The following is a 17,656-nucleotide window of genomic DNA, read 5'->3' on the forward strand; positions in this document are numbered from 1 at the left end:
CTCTTTTATATTTTATTAATACAAATCTTTACTCTTTAAAGAAATCATCATTTCATTATTCTCTACGATCATTTCTGAGTTGGTAAACTTAGCAGGGATATTAGTAGGATACCAATTGCGATCAGGTGTCACCATAATAATCAAACCTTGATCATCACCTAAAGCTAAGAATTGCTCTGTAGGCTCTGCCTTTTTAAAATAGCTTAGATTATATTCTTGAATTAACTTCTCTGCCTCGACTATTGGTTTCTCTACCACTACACCTATCTCACTAATACAAGTAATTTGTACAGGATCAAAAGGTCCTTTCAATGAAAGTAAAATATCTTCTCTTGCTATAAACTCTAAGATATTCCCGTTGTTATCTGTAAAATAAATAGACTTCGCCTTCCATGCTTCAAAATGAGTAACCAAATTACCTTCTACATTCTCTATTAAATCAACATGCTCTCTTGACCAGATTAATGCTTCTTCTATCTGATTAGAAGGAATGTTAAAAGCAAAGTGATATACATTGATAGGCGTATTTACTTCTTTAAATGTAAGAATCGTCTCTCCTGCCTGTACAGCAAAACTACCTTTTGACTCTTCAATAATATCAAAATCCAATACCTCTGTATAAAACGCTTTTGTTTCTTCTAATTGGTTTGTCTCTATATCTAAATTTACTATATACATCTTCTATTCTTTTTTATAAAAACAAATATCCTTAAACAGACTCATACTTACATATTAATTCCTCATCATTTATTTATATCTAGATAGATAAAGACTATTAATCTCTTACTTACCTTATATTACTATAAAGCATATAGGTAGTATAGTACATCTCTCCATACTTGCTATCACTTAAGAGAAAATCAAAACCAAAAACACAATCATACTTCACTTCTCCTGATTTTGTTTCGTATTTCTGAGCCAATACCTTGACTTCTTTCTCATTAAATAAATGTATCTCTAGAGTAGATCGATCTATATCCATTGCAGCAACAGCTTGCATCTCTTTACCATCAAACAACAGCGGTATACGTACTTCATTTAATTCTAAACTTTCAATATAGTTTATTCTATTTTGCTTTAGGTCATATTCAGTAGTATGTTTCTTTTGAAACCAAATATTATCAATTCCAGCACGTTGTTCAGCAAGACTGTATCTAAAGTCTTTATTTAAAAAAGCAATTTTATCTTTAGTAGAATCATAATGATAACGGTGTTGTCTTACTTCTGCATTATTTAAAGAAACTGTAATTAATTCTTCCGAAACTAAAGTATACTCTTTGATAGGTATACGTTTCTTATCTGCGTTTTTTTTATAAAAAACTAGACCTCCTATAATCAAAACAATCAACAACAGATACATCATTACCAAAAACTTAAACTTGTTCCTTTAACTTAACCTATTACAATAAACAACTCTTCCCTTTTACTCCTACTCCTTTTTCATTCTGCAGTATTAGTGTAATATTATTTTCTATTCAATCACCTCATCTATCTATAAGCTCCACCATTCCCTCTTACCTCAAACTCATCACAACAATTTATCTCTTGTACCCATTCGATAAGATCACTTTCATCTACACATAAATCACTATAATCTTCTTTATTACCTACTTCAGTATACTTTTGCTTCATATGCTTAAAGCACATCATTGTTCCAAAAGAGCTATTTCCATAAATACTATAATCCCCATATAGACAACCATAACAATTCTTAAATGAATACCCTTGAGGCAACTGTTTCTTTAATTGGTCAAACGCTACCTCAACAAATCCACTCTTCCCTACCAAAACCTCTTCCTTCCATGTCAATTCAGTCCTAACTTCTTCATGGAAACTTGCATTATCGGATTCTTTATAGCTACCATGACTAAAGCACATCATTAATTCTTCAAGCTCTGTAATCCCATCTGATGACAATAAATACTGAGATACAGTAAATTCAAATTGACAATCTGTCAAACAGTTATCTAGATCTGAGGCAAGAGTTATCCATGTACTATGAATGATTCCTTCTTCTAAATCTCCTTGATAACATAAATCAGTAAACTCTCTCCCTTTAAACAGTAATCCTTCTATTTCTACAGAGAGATATTCTCCATCGTTATGTATTTCAATAGGAATACTCTTATTCTTATGAGTATAAACACCTTGATACACCATCCTCAATCTTCTTTTATCTAATTTGGTATTTCAACAATAAAAACTTTCTAAATAACTGAATTAGAATGCAAATGTATAGCAAAATCACAAAATAACTTTATCCCTTTTGGATACTTTACATCGCTGTACACAACTCTATTAAGAAACCATTATGATCTAAAACATACCCTACCGTCTGTCCCCAAGGCTTTACTGTTACAGGCTCATATACTGTGCCTCCTGCTTGTTCTACCTTCTGGATAGCTGAGAGTACATCATCCACAACAAAGCCTAACTCTATCCCAAAAGGTTTCTCTTTATTCACCTGTTGATACCCTTTACTCAAATTACTACTTGCCAATCCTACTTGTGCAAAAGCAATCGTAGTATCTCCTGATACCAACTCTCCATAATCAGCCTCTGGAGTGATGAACTTACGCACAAACCCAAATGCCTCTTCATAAAACTTTACAGTAGTCTCTACATCTACCACATACATAATGGTATAACTATATTTTATCATTTCTTTCTATTTAAAAAATTCTTCTTCTATTTCAGTAAACTCCTCTTGCTCATAGCATTTAATAGTTTTATCCTTTATCATAAAAATAGCTTGACAATGTTTGTATAGCACATCCGCTATATGTGAAGAGATAAACACGATACTCTCTTGAGACAAATGCTCTAGATACTTCATCAAATAATAATTAGCCTCTATATCTAGCCCATTAAAAGGTTCGTCTAGTATATACATCTTATACTCTTTCTGAAGTACAGCATTGAGATAGACCTTTTTCCTCATCCCTGTAGAGAATTCCTTGATTAACTTATCAGAAGGCAAGTCAAACAACAATTGATTCCCCAGTCCTTTTTGTTGTATTAAATGTTGGTAAAAAGTATAAAACTCCTCTGCTGTTAACTCATCATATACAGCAGGTTCGGCACTGCACCAGCCTACTTCTTGCAGAGAAAGAACCTTGTCTTTTAATTCAACAGTACCTTTATATTTTTCTAAACCAAGCATACATTTAAACAGCGTAGTCTTTCCCTCTCCATTTTTCCCCATTACTCCATAAATACCTGGTTTATCTATAGTAAATTGAATGTCTTTTAGAACAAGATGATTACCATAGCTCTTTTCTTTAATATTTACTTTCAACATTCTTTATCTGATTTAATTGACGAATTGCTCGTTTATACAAAAAAGGCATCGCTAATAATGGCAATCCAATTCCTATAAGACAACTTGCTATAAACAATTGATGTTTTAATTCACTTCTATAAAAACGATATTTTAGTATTGTATTACACATTGGTAAAATTAAAACTAATACTCCCCAAAACACATAGTTCCAATCAAAAGACATTGCTAACACCAATAGTAAAACAGGCATTATAACTAGTAAAGAATTAAACATCTGTCCTTTTACCTGCTCTTCCATATACTCTCTACCACTTAACACACTTGTCATAATCTCTGTTTCCCTTTCTCTTTCAAAAGTTGGTATCATTGTTAAGATTCCTGCCAAGACAAAACTCCCTATAACCAAGTTTTCATTGCTGTATCTCACTCCCATTATACTAAACAAGATCACCAGAGGTAATATCCATAACAATTTAAACTTCCTAAAACTAATCCTCCAAAAAGGATCAACTAAAGAAAAAGGATACTTAACCACAGTTGACTGTTTCTTGGGGATAAAAGATAAGAGGTAATATAACACGACTACACTCCCCATTCCCACATACTCTCGGTTCGCTATCAGCACAACTAAAAAAGGAAAACTATACAACAGATATTCAAACCACAATACTATCCGATAATGTTTATATACTTTTAATAATTCTATATCTGTTCTACTCAAGTGATATAGAATAACATCTAGGAATACAAAATAAAAAAGACCACGAACTACTTCATAATTAAAATATGCCAACACAGCTGTACCAATATATAATCCGATGATTAATGACATAGCTGTATAGTCCCCTTTAGAGATATACTTTCTAAAACGTATTTCTATTAAGTATTTTAAGAGGGTTAACATATCTTTTTAATTTATACTACAAGATAAGTATTAAAAACTATCTATTCGTTACGAACAAAAACAAAAAAGTCGAAGCACTAACTTCGACTTTTTTTATATCTTTTTATTGGTCACTGTGTACTGTTAACAGTACACTGCAAACCTACTCCTATCCTTCAAAATCACCACAATCGTGAATATCAAAAGACTCTAATAAGCTCTTTAAAGTATAAAAGCCTGCAGGTCTATACAACTCTTGATCGATTACCTGTCCTTTTACAGTTAATTGATATACAGGATAATCATCTACTCTTTCAAAAACGAACTCATTTAATGGAGTATGTATGGTTATCATCTTATCCTTCTCTTCTATTTTAGTAATCTTATAAGAAATTTGTGTTTGCAAATCACATGCATTCATCAAGTTTATCATCTCTCCATCTATAATAATATTAGCAACGTCGCAAGCGTAGCAACTTCCTCCAAACTCTAATCCATACTTCTTAGTCACTTCTTTAGCCTCTTTATCACTAATCTCCATCGGAACTAATAGCTCACTTTGTAACTGTTTTACTAGCTCGCTTTCAGAAACAGATACGGTCGTCTCCGTACCAGCCTGTTCTACAGCTTTCTCCTCAGTTGTATTATTCTGTTTGCAGCTCATCGTTATAGCTACTATACATATCAGCATTAACGCTCTTTTCATACCTTCTATATTTTCAGCAAATGTAAATATTATTACAACTAAACAGCATCCCTAAAAACAACTAATTTGCATACTGTCGTTTTATCTGATAAGGATATAGTTCATAGATAGCATTCGCTTCATTGATAGAGTATCCCTTCTTATTATACTTCTTGAATAGTTTAAAAGTTGCATCTGCTCCTTTCTCATTCAACTTATCTTGACAAAGAGTCTTATAGAAGTATGCATCAGAGAACTCTTTATACTCCTTAATCGCCATATCAAAATAGTTAATTGCATCTTGATACAATTCTTGTTCATACTTGACAATCCCTAAATAGAACAAATCAACGTGGTGTATATCTTGAAACATTTCTTTCTGCTTCTCTACTGCTCTTAAAAAGTATTGTTCTGCTGTGTCAAATTCATTCAATTGTAAATAAGACAATCCGATATAAAAGGTATATGTATGATCCATTTCATACCTATCTCCCCAACGAGTTAGACATTCTTCAAAATCTGCAATTGCATCTTTATAAGTCTTAAGAAATACACACTTAATAAAAGCCCTATAAGGCAAATAACGCTTCACATCATAGCGTACAGCTTTATCTAAATATTCCATACCTACCTCATACTTCCTATTTTTAAAATAAGGCATTGCTTTCTGTTGCCATAGATAAGCTATTGTGCTATCCTGCTTCAGCCCTTCATCTAAATTGGTTTGCCACTTATTCATATCTAAGTAGTAATTATACTGATGGGCTCCATTAGTAGCATATTGGGTAATAATACTATCCTGTTTAACTACTTGCGCCTCACTAATTTGACGTTCTTCAATATATTTATTCTTCTCTTTAGATGATTGACATCCTACTAATACAAATAATCCAAAAGCAATAAAAGGGTATTTCATAACTATCTACATCTAAATAAGTTATTTAAAGATACTCTTTTTAACCCAGAATGAGCGATAGACATATAAACGAAAAGGAATTATACAAAAGAGGTCTGAATTAGTGATAAAAGCATACTATAGTATGGTTTTAGAGCTAATGAAAGAAATATAAAGTAGAATTGCTTTATACCATTTGGCTAATATGTATTTTACATTAAACCACTTATTCTTCTTTCTGCATGATTTCTATCTTATACATAATTAAATCTATCGCTTCATTTCTCCAGATAATATCTCCATACTCTACGATAGCCTCACTATCTATAAAAATCCCTGTAGGACTACTCCAACACAGCCATGCAATCATTTCTTCTCTTGTCCACGTAGACAGTTCTTCTTTTATCTCCACTGGAGACATACTACAAATCCTATAATTAGGATGTAAGTGAGCTTCTATATCCATAACTAAGTATTTTAAAACTAAACACTTAATTATCATCAAAGAACATTCCAAATCAATGAATAATATCAAAATAATTATCTTTTATCCACAAAAAAAGCACTGTCATAAACAGTGCTTCTCTTCTAGTATATCTTTTAAAATTCTTATATCTCATTGATTTTTTTGACAATCAACTCACATGTATAATCACTAATTGCTTTAATATCCTTAGTTTCTAATTGTTGATCATACTCTTTTTCGAATACTGTACCATTGCCTAAGTCTATCATATAAGTCAATTCAGTAAACACACAAGCTAAACCTACTTCTATAGCTTCTGCTCCTTCTATTAGTTTGAATCCATCTAAACGGATAACAGATTGTATTCCTTCAACTCTATCCCATACAATATTTGGGTTGTCTAAATCTATTTCATTAGAACTTTCCTCTTCTACTTCATTCTCTTCTGATACCTCATCTTCAGTAGCAACACTTTCTTCCTCACTAATCATAGACTCTTCTTCTACTACTTCCTCTTCATTAATAATAGACTCCTCATCTTGGTGCTCTATAGTATCAGAAAGTAATTCTTCTAACTCCTCTTCTAACTCCTCTTCTAACTCCTCTTCTAACTCCTCTTCTAACTCCTCTTCTAACTCCTCTTCTGAAACATCTAAAGTATACTGACCTATAATTTCATCAAATAAGTCTCCAAAACTCTCCGTTACATTATTTTCTACTTCTGTAAATAAAGGACGTATCGAATTCGCAAATATAGACTCTAACCAGGCAGCTGATTTTACCTTACTCTGCTCTTCTTCTTTCGCTTTTAATTGACGCTTAAGCATCTCTATTTGGTTGTAGAACTTCTCAGATTCTTCAATAGACTTCCCTTCTTGAATATCCACCACCATCTGTTGCGAACGAAGAATTTGTTGACCTATATGACCAAACAAATCATCTTTAGCTCCCTCATAGCATAATACATCCGCAAGGTATTGTTCATACGCCTTGTTCTCCTTATCTGTAATCCAAAACGGAGTATATACAAATGCAATCAAAATCTGATTACTCAGCATACGTGCGATAACTCTATTCCCTCTATCAAAAGGGCTAATCTTCAAGAAATCAACATGAAAGTTTAATGCCACATCGATAGGGTGCGGTGCATATTTCTTTCCTTTCAGTATGTAATCAATAGCCTCATTCGTACGATTAATCAACTCCTTCATCTCAGCTTTGACCTCTGCCACTCCCGTATAAGGATATTTATCCCCCTTATAAGTAACCATCTCATTAGGAGATTGCTTCCATTGTCCTATCGTTAGCTTCTTCTCTGCATCTTCTTCATACATCAGCTTAGCGTAAAGCTCTTTGATATACTTCTCAGACAGATGCACTTCTACTAGCCCTCCACCTAACATATCTTTTAAGACCTCATCGTGCTTCTTGATTTCCATCAAATCACGAAGAGGCTTATTCTCCACATTCACCATTCCCGCAATCATGCTGCGTATCTCTTCTTTAGTCAGTGTATTTCCCTCTGTACCGTTAGAGTAATAGTTACACTCTAATCTATACTTCTCTGACAGCGTTACAAATTGCTCACTATTCAATCCTCCTAGTGCCTCTACCTGTTGCTGTAAGTTATCTATCTTTATTTTTACCTCTGTATAAGTCATCTTCACTGATTAATTTAAATCTATATACCTGATTCTATTTACCTTATAAAACTCAGCGTATATAACCTCGCTATTTCTAATCTCACACCCTTTATCTAGCACAAAATACAAATAGCTAAACAGCCCTCTAAGTCCTATTGTTTACTACAAAAACAACCTTCTTATGAACTGTTTCTTTTCGGCAGGCGAAGTTAAGAATTATCCCTCATCCTAAAAAATCATGTAGTATACTATTTAGATAATATTCTGAGAAAAAATAAGCCCTGAAGTTTTATACAGTAGTATACTATTCTAAACAACAAAAGGATGCTTATTATGCATCCTTTCAATTGTCTTTATTATTCTTAATTCAGATATTATATCACTTTTATAAATTCTCCCACTATAGACATACTATCTGCATTCTCTGAATCTATAATTATATCACGATATGAATCATCATAAGAGTTTGGTCTTAATATTATTTCTGTATGCTCCCAACCATCTTCAGTCACTCTTTTTTGGCTTGAATAGGTCTTAACAGTAAATGCAGAATTAAAGTCAGGATCTTGAACATCTCTATTCTCAACCAAAACTATCTTACCATTCCTAGAACCAGCTTCTATCTTCTTAAAAATACAAATAGCACCATTCGGAATTCTCCTATTCATAGACTCTCCAACTACCTTACATGCAAAGTACTCTCCATCTTTTGTATATTTTGGTTCTACTTCAATTTCCTCAAAATCCTTTTCTGCTTGTAATTCACTAAAACTACCTGCTGCCGCATAAAAATCATATAATGGAATTGTATATTTTTCACTATTCTGTGGTTTATCTAATCCATCTGTTTCATCTTCATCACTAACACTTGTAACAATATAATTATACAACTCATTATTAACAGGCTGTTCTAATTGAAACTTAAAATGAACAACTGGTATTTCTGAATTAGGCATAAATGCTTGCTCAATGGTATTATCAATAATACTAACATCTCCCATATAATAAAAATCAGTTCCCTCCCCATCCTCTTTTTTAACAAACAATAGAATACGCTCAGAACCTATTACATTCAGAATCTCTTTACTATCCACCTTTCTTTGAGATCTTGACTCCCAAGCAAACACAGAAGGATTAATAAAGTGATCATTATATTTTATTGTTTGTTCAATGTCATCTGATTTATGATAAGTAACAAAGCAAGGTGTTATTTTATTTACAGTTCTATAACCATATACAGTACTACTAATATCAGTCTCCCAGTTTAATAAACGACAAACATCTTTGCGGCTGTACTTATTATACAATAACAATCCTTTTTTATAGTTTGTTGATGTATAATTTGCCTCATACATATTAATAGAATAATCTATAGAGTCAACCAAAAAGCTTTTAAAAATCACATCGTCCAAAAGCTCTAAAAACTCATCATGAAATTTTATAATATTATTCTCTTTAACAACTACATTCTGCTTCTTTTTAATAAATCTAAAGTTTAGATTAGATAAACATGATTCTATAGTCTCATCTAATAAAAGGTAATTAAATCTATCATTTATTATCTCTTTAAATGTTAGTACACTTAAAGCTCCTTTTTCTATGAGTTCTTTAAGTAATAAGCTCTCTTCTATTCTTTTTGCATTATTAATCTCCTGTGAAAATAGATTGAGAAGGTTTAATTTATGTGCATTTAAAACACTTTCAAAACTATTATCCACTTTAACTACAAAATTATAATATGATTTTGAATAACTGACAAACTGAAAAGGATCTCTTAACTCATTATTTAAAAAATCCATCATCATTGGTATTCTACCAAGCCTATATTTTAATGTTTGATAGTCTTTCTTTAAATCAACTAAAGCAGACATATTTGCAGTTGCTATTGACTGATAGATTCTCTCTTTAGTAATCTCATCAAAATTAATCGTTGAAGAACCTGGTAGATTCTTACTCCCTTCAGATATTAGTTTGCGTAAAGTATCTTTATTGTATGTTGTATCTCCATATAAAGCAATTGGTATTAAATAGTTATTCTTATAATTACCAATAAAATCTACTACAGTTAAAAAGTCTTTATTCTGTGTCTTTCTCAATCCTCTTCCTAACTGCTGAACAAAAACAATAGCAGACTCTGTAGGCCTAATCATCAATATCTGATTCACTTTAGGTATATCTATACCTTCATTAAAAATATCAACGGTAAAAATATAATCTAACTTATCAATATTGTCTTCTGATTCAAGTTTTTCTATAGCTATTGCTCTTTCATGTTCTGAGCTCTTTCCTGATAAAGCAATAGACCTTAAACCTTGTTCATTAAATCTTTCTGCTAAAAAACTCGCCTCATCATTAGTAGCACAAAAAACTAATCCTCTCGTAATACCATTATCACAACCATATAGTTTGGCATTTGCAATTATTTTTTCAGCTCTCTCATATTCTGTAATTAAGTTAAAATCTCGAACATTTTCTATTTCCTCATTGTTAACTATTAAATCTGAAATTCCAAAATAATGAAAGTTACTCAACATATTCTCTTTCATAGCATTATGCAGCCTAATTTCATATGCTATATTATGATTAAAAAGACTAAATATATCAAATCCATCTGTACGCTCGGGCGTAGCTGTCATACCTAATAAAAACTTCGGTGTAAAATATTCTATTAGTCTTAAGTAAGAACTCCCCCCAGATCGATGAGATTCATCTATAATTATATAATCAAAAAAGTCTTTAGAGAATCTATTAAGATTCTCTTCTTTTGATATTGTTTGTACTGTTGAGAAAATAAAATCAGCATCTATATTACGTTGATCTCCAGAAAAGACACCATATGTTTTAATATCTCCAATTAAGCTTTTAAATGTGTTTAATGCATCATTTGCTATATTTAAACGATGGACAACAAACAACAATCTCTTTGGATTAAAGTTTCTAACATCAAATGCTGATAAATATGTTTTACCAGTTCCTGTAGCAGAGATAATAAGTCCTTTATTCTCCCCTTTTACTCTTAACTTTTCTAAGTTAGATAAAGCTACCTCTTGCATTGTATTAGGCTCTATTACCACATCTTCTTCTCTATCCGCTGTACTTAACTTATCTCTTACTAACCTTTTACTTAAATAAGTTTTTTCATATGAAGATATATAATCATCTGTCACAGATATTGCTTGTTCAAAATCTGTATTAAACTCATTCAAAACATTATCAACAATATCACTAGAATCTAAACCTGATATTTTTAAATTCCATTCTTTATTAACAGTTAGAGCTTTAGAGGTTAAATTACTACTCCCTATTATTATATTATAATAATTATCCTTTTTAAAAATATATCCTTTTGAATGAGTATTGCCTTCAGTAGATATTTTTAACTCAATATTCTTAAAAGTCTTAAGCTTTTTAAGTGCTTCAGGTTGCGTAAAATCTAGATATTGAGAGACTAATACTCTTCCTTTTACACCTTTCTTTTCTAAAGCAATTAAACTATTCAATAATACGGCTATTCCACTTGTTGTAACAAATGCAACAGAAATACAGAACTCTATACAAGTATCGAACTCATTTATTATAGTAGACAATACTTTTTCTTTAGGAATATCTTTATTAGTTAATAGCCTAGGTAGATACCCTTGTTCTGCAGTAATAGTTTTATCCAAAAAACCCTTATAAATAGCATTGCTAAAATTATCATTAAACAAACTACTCATTCTTTATCAGTTTATGTACAATAGGTAAATCAGCAGCAGCCCAATCCAATGTTAATAGTTCTTCTCTCTTTAGCCATACTGAAGATATATGTTCATTCAATGTCACATCTTTATTATCCATCTGACATAAAAAACTGTGCATTGTTAATTCGAAGTCTTTATACTGATGAACTACAGTCATATATAATTCATTGATCGCTGGGCTTATATTTAATTCTTCTATTAGCTCTCTCCTTAAAGCTTCTTTTTTTGTTTCTCCTTCTTCTATCTTACCACCAGGAAATTCAAACTTTTTTGAAATATAATCTAATTTACTTTCTGCTCTCTGCGCACAAAGAATATCATTTTCATGTATTAAAATTGCCGCTACAACTTCTACTTTTTTCATACTTTCTTATAATATTTAGTAAAAATATTTTTCATGTTATCTCTTAATACCCTAAAATAACTTAGGATTCTATTTACCCCAAAATCAAAATTAGTCATATTTATCAAAAGAAACTCATTTATCCCTTTCCTTAACTCCATATGTTTCTTATCAAAATATAATAAAAAAGTTCAATACTCTATTATATTTTCATTCAAACTTAACTAAACTATTATGTTCCTATATGAGGTTTTCCGTAACCAACATCAACTTCCTCCCCCCCCATTCAAAAATTACCCCCTATTCTATTTTTCAAAAAAACACCCTACCTTTCACTATATCAAAATATTACATAAATAATAGATTCTTTTATACTAAGCAGTTATGTATGGATGAAGGTAGACTGTATCTAGCTTTAAGTGAAGTTCTTCAACACTTCTTCAACAATACCCCAAGATTGCTCTAGGAGAGAGGTAGTTTGTTGAAGGAATCTTGAAGAAGTATTGACGCAGTGTTGAAGAAATAAGAAGTTTTCTACACAGACGATAGTATCACGAATCAAAGATTTAAAGCGACATATCCTCCTTATTGGCAGATAATATGTTTGATTCCTTTATTTTATAAACAACTGATTATCTATACCTTGTATAAAACTAAAAAACGATAATTATGGCAGAAATTAAAGAAGGTATCCTAGGTGGTGTACAGGGTAAAGTAGGTACAGTAGTTGGGTATAAATACAGAGGAAAGAATATAATCAGAAGCTTAGCGCCAAAAAGCACAAAGGAGGCTAGTGAGAAACAAATTATACAGCGAAGTAAATTAACGGTAGTAGTCAAATTCTTGAAAGGGATAAAGGACTTCGTCAATATGCATTACCCTCTTTTGGAGACCGAAGATAAGACTAAAACGGGCTATGATCAGATTCGATCTGAGATCATGAAGAACGGAGTATTACTGATTGATAATATGATTCATATTATTCCTCAGCGTGTATTGCTATCCATAGGAGTACTAACTCCTGCGGCGATACAGAAGATTAGCTTTTTAAAAGAGAATAAGGTAAAAGTCAAATGGGATGATTCATTCATTAATTCGTTGACGAATACTGATGATCAATTGACGATGATTGCTTTTAACGATGAGCTTAACACCTTCTATATTACTGAAAATATTGGCAAAAGAGCAGATAAATACACTCATTTTGAGCTTCCTGCTAATTGGCAGACAGGTACTATTCACTTTTGGAGTGTGTGGAAATCTGCTAATCATGCTATGCATAGCACTAGTGTGTATCATGCACCTATAGAGTTAATCCAAAAATGATATAAAGCAGCTAAAGTCACAAATCAATAAGCGATGCAATAAATAAGGTACTAAAACGTATTAGCTAGGATAGCATTCTTTATTCTAAGTTGATAAAGAATGCTATTCTTCTGCTATACAGTTGTATTTATTATGAGAAAAAAGGTTATGCTATTTCTAAAGCTTTGACAGTGCATTTCTACTTAAACAGCTAAAAAAAGAAAAATATAATTCACTAATTCCCATAAATCAAGTAGATAATATAGTTGGTCTCATATCAATCATGGCAAAATGAATAGTAAAAAATAGCTAACTAGATACAAGCGGTTCATTATTTACTATATTTCAACATCCTTATCACAACATTTAACAATAATCAATATTATTAAAACAAAAAAAGCACAAATTAACATCCATTTTTCAGCATAATGTCCAATAAACTCATCTAAAAGTCTTTTAAAGACAAGTTTATTCTGTTTAAACTTGATACATTTGCACCCTTTAGAAGTTTTACTTCTAAAAAATTAATATATTCGCAACAGAAGCTTATAATATATTTGCTTTAACAAATTAGGGAGTCGTCGAAAACTTCTAACAAAACACACCACTGATTTAGCCTATTAGAATGCCTCCTATTATAGAGGCATTTTTACTTTATTTAGGGTTTGTTTTGTATCATACACTTCTCATATAAGCTAAGAATATTTACACGTGGTACAACCGCTGATAATGGTTTATACTTTTCCTCCTCTTTATAATAGATATAAGCTTCTGTAAATCGCTGCATAAAATAAGCTGTTAAAAAAGAATCTTCTCTCTGTTCTTTCACTAAAAAAGGAGCTGCTTTTTGATTCGCAATAGTACATTTTTGTTTGAGTTGCGGTAGTGTACTGATACTGATATTGTGTTCTCTGACCAGATTTAGATTATAAAACTCTTCTGTCATCTCAGATTCTATCGTTAGTTTGTCATTATTATTCACGCTGAAACTATACCTATACCCCTTAGCATCATCATGCTTTAATACAGTATTATACTCGTATTGGAGAATATTGATCAGTTTGTCTTTATGCTCATTAGGAACAAAGACTAACTTCTGATTAGAGACTACTTCTTTATCTTCAACCTCTCCTGTCTTTAGAATATCTACTGTGATATTGAGTTCTATGTTCTTATTATAGATATAAGGTTGATCAAAACTTATCACTGGATAAAAAGAAACATCCGCCTGATAATCCCAAACATGTTTTGCTACACCTGATATTACAATCTCATTAGCTTCATTTAATATCGCTATACACACATTCCAATCAGACATACTCGAAGTCTGATAAGGTATAAGGTAAACAAAATGTGAGGTGGTAATCGTGCTTTCTTTAAGGGCTATATTATCAAAATCTACATATTGGTAATAGGCATCAATGTCTAGATGAGTCATGATGATCTCTACACTATGCTGTAATTCATTGGATTCTACCCCCTCAGCGTGTTTGTCGATATATACGTGTTCTTGCCTAGCATAAATACAATTTATACCTGTAATGAAAAGAAACAAAACAATACGATCTAAAACCCTCATTAACTTAAATTAGACATCTATACAAACCAAATTAACTAATTTAACAAATATATACGTTTTTACTAAGCTAAAAGCATATATACTCAAATAAATATTTAACATATTGAATTAAATTAATTCAAGGTTTTAAGCTTATTATCTGATTTGCGTTTATTGGGATAAAACTCGCTTACTATAGCAATTCATTATTTCCTTAAAAAGGGTTCTATATTGTCATATATTACAGTTAATCACAGAGAAGGTCAAGCTTTACACAAGCTTACTTAGTATAATGTCTATAAAGTCTGAAAGAGAGAAAAATATAAATCACTAATGCATATAATAGCGATATTCTGCTATACATCCAGGTATAACTAATAGATTCTGTAAAAGAATATGTACTCCATGAAGCTTCCCTATCAATGAAAATACTTAGGTCTTGTAAAAACCATAATCCCACTAGTAGCATACTGTGAATAATAATCTGAATACTAAAACGCGGAATCTTAATAATAAATACCAGCAGTAATATATAAAATAGGCTAACGAATAAGGCACTTAGAAAGATATCTTGAAAGAAATTAAATGTAATATCTCCTGAAGGTTGATCTTTAAAATGATACATCGCTATACTAGTCTGTACAAAAGACATGATGATAAACAACAGTCCATAATACATGAGGTGACCCCACTTCTTTCTTGTTTTTTGTTCTTTCTGGTTCATATAATTAAAAGTTTGTTTCTATATCTTGCACTAGCTAAAAAAACACAAAACCAATGTACGATAAACCTTTTGATATTATAAAATTTTCGGCTGATAAACGCCAATATATCCCTGCTTCACTAGGGAGACAAAGTTGGATGAAAGAAACAGATGTGTTACACACAGAGATAGACATTTCTCTAGGCCAATCTCGTTATGGCGGTCCTGTAATCGACTTACCTCCTGGAGTAGATCATCCTGAAGGATTATACTATGCAGGCCAAATAGATTTGGCGTTATGTTCTCCACATGATAAAACAGGGTTATTACCAAAGACAGGGCAGCTCATTTTCTTTGCAGATATCCTAACTGATACGGGAAAGGTTATCTATACAGATGTACCTAATCATCAATTGGTAAGGCATATCGTAGAGCATGAGGACAATTTCTTCTATGGGGTACTTATCAATGAAATCACTGCTGATACAGAGCCTTTCTCTGATCGATATAGACAGCCTGAGGATGAATATGAAGAAGACGATGTAGATGAGAATGGAATGTACTGGGACTACTTCGGAGGAACCTATCTCTCTAAAATATTCGGTATATTCACTCATTGTCAATTAGGTAAGGAAGAGGTAGAAGAGTTTATTCATTCTGATAAAATAGTACTGTGGCAGATAGGAGAGAACAACTTTAATGACGATGGAGTGTTCAGTGTACTAATCAAAGAAGAGGACTTAAAAAACCTAAACTTTGACAACTGCGAATTCTATTGGGCACAGTCTTAAAAGGAGAGTCAAAATAGAAAAGTAAATACAACTTTAAAGATATTTCCTTGTTAAAATAAATTATCTTTAAGGCTAAATCAACCAGCAAATTATGACAATAAAAAGAACTTTAGTAAGCTTGTTTATACTGGTTTCCTTAACAAGTATAGCACAAGACAAAGAAGTTATTCCTTTCTCTTATAACAAGAATAACAATCAATACAAGGGACTCTCTCCTATCACTAATGCGATAAAAGATCATACAATAGTAGCACTAGGTGAAGGAACACATGGTACTAAAGAATTCAATGATTTAAGAGTAGAGTTAATCAAGGACTTAGTCACTAATCACAACTATAGAGTCATCTCTTTTGAAAATGCTTATGGAGATACTTATATGATTAATAAGGTTATTAACTCTAATGGAGATCTACAAAAAGAGATGAAAACAAACTTAGTCTCGGTATGGCAAACCAAGGAGATAGAAAATCTATTCTTATGGATAAGATCTTATAACAAAAAGAATAAAGAAAAGGTTACGCTAACTGGTGTTGACACCAATTTTCTTCACAATAGTACTTTAATTCTATTAAGTGAAAAAGATTTAGCACGCAATAAAACATATTATGAAAACTGTTTAAAACTAGCTGAAGCAGCTAAGGTACTCGATTATAATTGGGCAAAATCCAATGATGAAACCTTTGAAAAAGATTATGACAACTTGATCAAAGTAGGTACACAAGCTTTTCAATTAACAAAAGAAATGACTATTAAATACGGTGATAAACTTTCTACAGATGCAAAGATTGCATTGTATAATTTAGAGCTAGGTTTTAGAATGTTCTATGAAGTAGGTCAAAGAAATGAAAATTATACACGAGACTACGCTATGGCGGAGACAGCGATGAGAACACAATCTCTACTTAATCAGAAGATAATTATCATCGCTCATAATGCGCACATCGGTCTTACTCCATCTTTTATTGATCCAATGGGAGAATATATCAAAAAGCAATATGGTAATGAGTTTTACTCTTTAGCAACTTTTACTGCCAATGGTACCTTCAGTGCAATGAACGATAATATAGATGTAAAAGAAAGTAAATACGCTTCGTATGACTTACCTACAGTACAAGATAATTCATTAGAACAACAGATGGAGCAGTACACTGAGAAGAACTATTTTGTCAACTTTAAAAATACTCCTTCAAGTATATTTGATACACCTAAAAAAATGAACTGGATAGGGTATAAAATAATGACTCAAGAAGAACAAACAAAATACATGACTATTCCTAATGTGAAACTAAGAGAACACTTCGATGGTTTTATCTTTATGAATACAACGAATGCTTCAGAACATTTTTAATTACTAAAAAATA

General features: G+C 31.6%; 17 protein-coding genes. 3 read left to right on the plus strand and 14 right to left on the minus strand.

What is annotated here, in order from left to right; genetic code table 11:
- Nucleotides 1–15: 15 nt before the first annotated feature.
- The 12 genes from MYRA21_RS02425 to MYRA21_RS02480 form a co-directional block, all read right to left on the minus strand.
- Nucleotides 16–678: a VOC family protein gene (locus MYRA21_RS02425; protein ID WP_006260317.1), complete on the minus strand. Its 663-nt coding sequence runs from the start codon at nucleotides 676–678 to the stop codon at nucleotides 16–18.
- Between the two features lie 109 nt (nucleotides 679–787).
- A complete protein-coding gene (locus MYRA21_RS02430; protein WP_225581638.1) occupies nucleotides 788–1,363 on the minus strand; it encodes a hypothetical protein in 576 nt (191 codons plus the stop codon).
- 125 nt (nucleotides 1,364–1,488) lie between these two features.
- Nucleotides 1,489–2,160, minus strand: coding sequence for a DUF6304 family protein (locus tag MYRA21_RS02435; protein WP_006260319.1), 672 nt, complete (start codon nucleotides 2,158–2,160; stop codon nucleotides 1,489–1,491).
- Nucleotides 2,161–2,275: 115 nt separating this feature from the next.
- A complete protein-coding gene (locus MYRA21_RS02440) occupies nucleotides 2,276–2,638 on the minus strand; it encodes a VOC family protein (RefSeq protein WP_006260320.1) in 363 nt (120 codons plus the stop codon).
- Between the two features lie 30 nt (nucleotides 2,639–2,668).
- Entirely contained in the window at nucleotides 2,669–3,301 is a 633-nt protein-coding gene (locus tag MYRA21_RS02445; protein ID WP_006260321.1) for an ATP-binding cassette domain-containing protein, read from the minus strand.
- Entirely contained in the window at nucleotides 3,282–4,187 is a 906-nt protein-coding gene (locus tag MYRA21_RS02450) for a hypothetical protein (protein ID WP_006260322.1), read from the minus strand. Before MYRA21_RS02450 ends, MYRA21_RS02445 begins: the two co-directional genes overlap by 20 nt.
- A 148-nt stretch (nucleotides 4,188–4,335) precedes the next feature.
- Nucleotides 4,336–4,872, minus strand: a complete 537-nt coding sequence (locus MYRA21_RS02455) for a hypothetical protein (RefSeq protein ID WP_006260323.1) — start codon at nucleotides 4,870–4,872, stop codon at nucleotides 4,336–4,338.
- Nucleotides 4,873–4,933: 61 nt separating this feature from the next.
- Nucleotides 4,934–5,767, minus strand: coding sequence for a tetratricopeptide repeat protein (locus MYRA21_RS02460; RefSeq protein ID WP_006260324.1), 834 nt, complete (start codon nucleotides 5,765–5,767; stop codon nucleotides 4,934–4,936).
- Nucleotides 5,768–5,972: 205 nt separating this feature from the next.
- Nucleotides 5,973–6,212, minus strand: a complete 240-nt coding sequence (locus MYRA21_RS02465; protein WP_006260325.1) for a hypothetical protein — start codon at nucleotides 6,210–6,212, stop codon at nucleotides 5,973–5,975.
- A gap of 143 nt (nucleotides 6,213–6,355) precedes the next feature.
- Complete coding sequence (locus MYRA21_RS02470; RefSeq protein WP_039328471.1) at nucleotides 6,356–7,873, minus strand: Fic family protein; 1,518 nt, start codon at nucleotides 7,871–7,873, stop codon at nucleotides 6,356–6,358.
- Nucleotides 7,874–8,229: 356 nt separating this feature from the next.
- On the minus strand, nucleotides 8,230–11,571 hold the full coding sequence (locus MYRA21_RS02475; protein ID WP_006260327.1) for a DUF3427 domain-containing protein: 3,342 nt from the start codon (nucleotides 11,569–11,571) through the stop codon (nucleotides 8,230–8,232).
- Nucleotides 11,564–11,959, minus strand: coding sequence for a (deoxy)nucleoside triphosphate pyrophosphohydrolase (locus MYRA21_RS02480; RefSeq protein ID WP_006260328.1), 396 nt, complete (start codon nucleotides 11,957–11,959; stop codon nucleotides 11,564–11,566). The genes MYRA21_RS02475 and MYRA21_RS02480 overlap by 8 nt, the downstream gene beginning before the upstream one ends.
- Before the next feature lie 648 nt (nucleotides 11,960–12,607).
- Between MYRA21_RS02480 and MYRA21_RS02485 the strand changes: the two genes are divergently transcribed.
- Nucleotides 12,608–13,264: a DUF6266 family protein gene (locus MYRA21_RS02485; protein ID WP_006264458.1), complete on the plus strand. Its 657-nt coding sequence runs from the start codon at nucleotides 12,608–12,610 to the stop codon at nucleotides 13,262–13,264.
- Nucleotides 13,265–13,901: 637 nt separating this feature from the next.
- On the opposite strand, the gene MYRA21_RS02490 is transcribed toward MYRA21_RS02485, so the two are convergent.
- Both MYRA21_RS02490 and MYRA21_RS02495 read right to left on the minus strand, forming a co-directional pair.
- Entirely contained in the window at nucleotides 13,902–14,822 is a 921-nt protein-coding gene (locus MYRA21_RS02490) for a hypothetical protein (RefSeq protein ID WP_006260331.1), read from the minus strand.
- A gap of 259 nt (nucleotides 14,823–15,081) precedes the next feature.
- The gene (locus tag MYRA21_RS02495; protein WP_006260332.1) at nucleotides 15,082–15,525 is read right to left on the minus strand and encodes a hypothetical protein; all 444 of its coding nucleotides are present in this window, start codon (nucleotides 15,523–15,525) and stop codon (nucleotides 15,082–15,084) included.
- Nucleotides 15,526–15,578: 53 nt separating this feature from the next.
- Between MYRA21_RS02495 and MYRA21_RS02500 the strand changes: the two genes are divergently transcribed.
- Both MYRA21_RS02500 and MYRA21_RS02505 read left to right on the plus strand, forming a co-directional pair.
- Nucleotides 15,579–16,295 carry a DUF1963 domain-containing protein gene (locus MYRA21_RS02500; RefSeq protein WP_006260333.1) on the plus strand — a complete coding sequence of 239 codons (717 nt, stop codon included), beginning with the start codon at nucleotides 15,579–15,581 and terminating at the stop codon, nucleotides 16,293–16,295.
- A 91-nt stretch (nucleotides 16,296–16,386) separates the two neighbouring features.
- The gene (locus tag MYRA21_RS02505; protein ID WP_006260334.1) at nucleotides 16,387–17,643 is read left to right on the plus strand and encodes an erythromycin esterase family protein; all 1,257 of its coding nucleotides are present in this window, start codon (nucleotides 16,387–16,389) and stop codon (nucleotides 17,641–17,643) included.
- Nucleotides 17,644–17,656 lie beyond the last annotated feature (13 nt).

This window comes from Myroides sp. A21, assembly GCF_000807225.1.
In the GTDB taxonomy this organism is placed as follows: domain Bacteria; phylum Bacteroidota; class Bacteroidia; order Flavobacteriales; family Flavobacteriaceae; genus Flavobacterium; species Flavobacterium odoratimimum.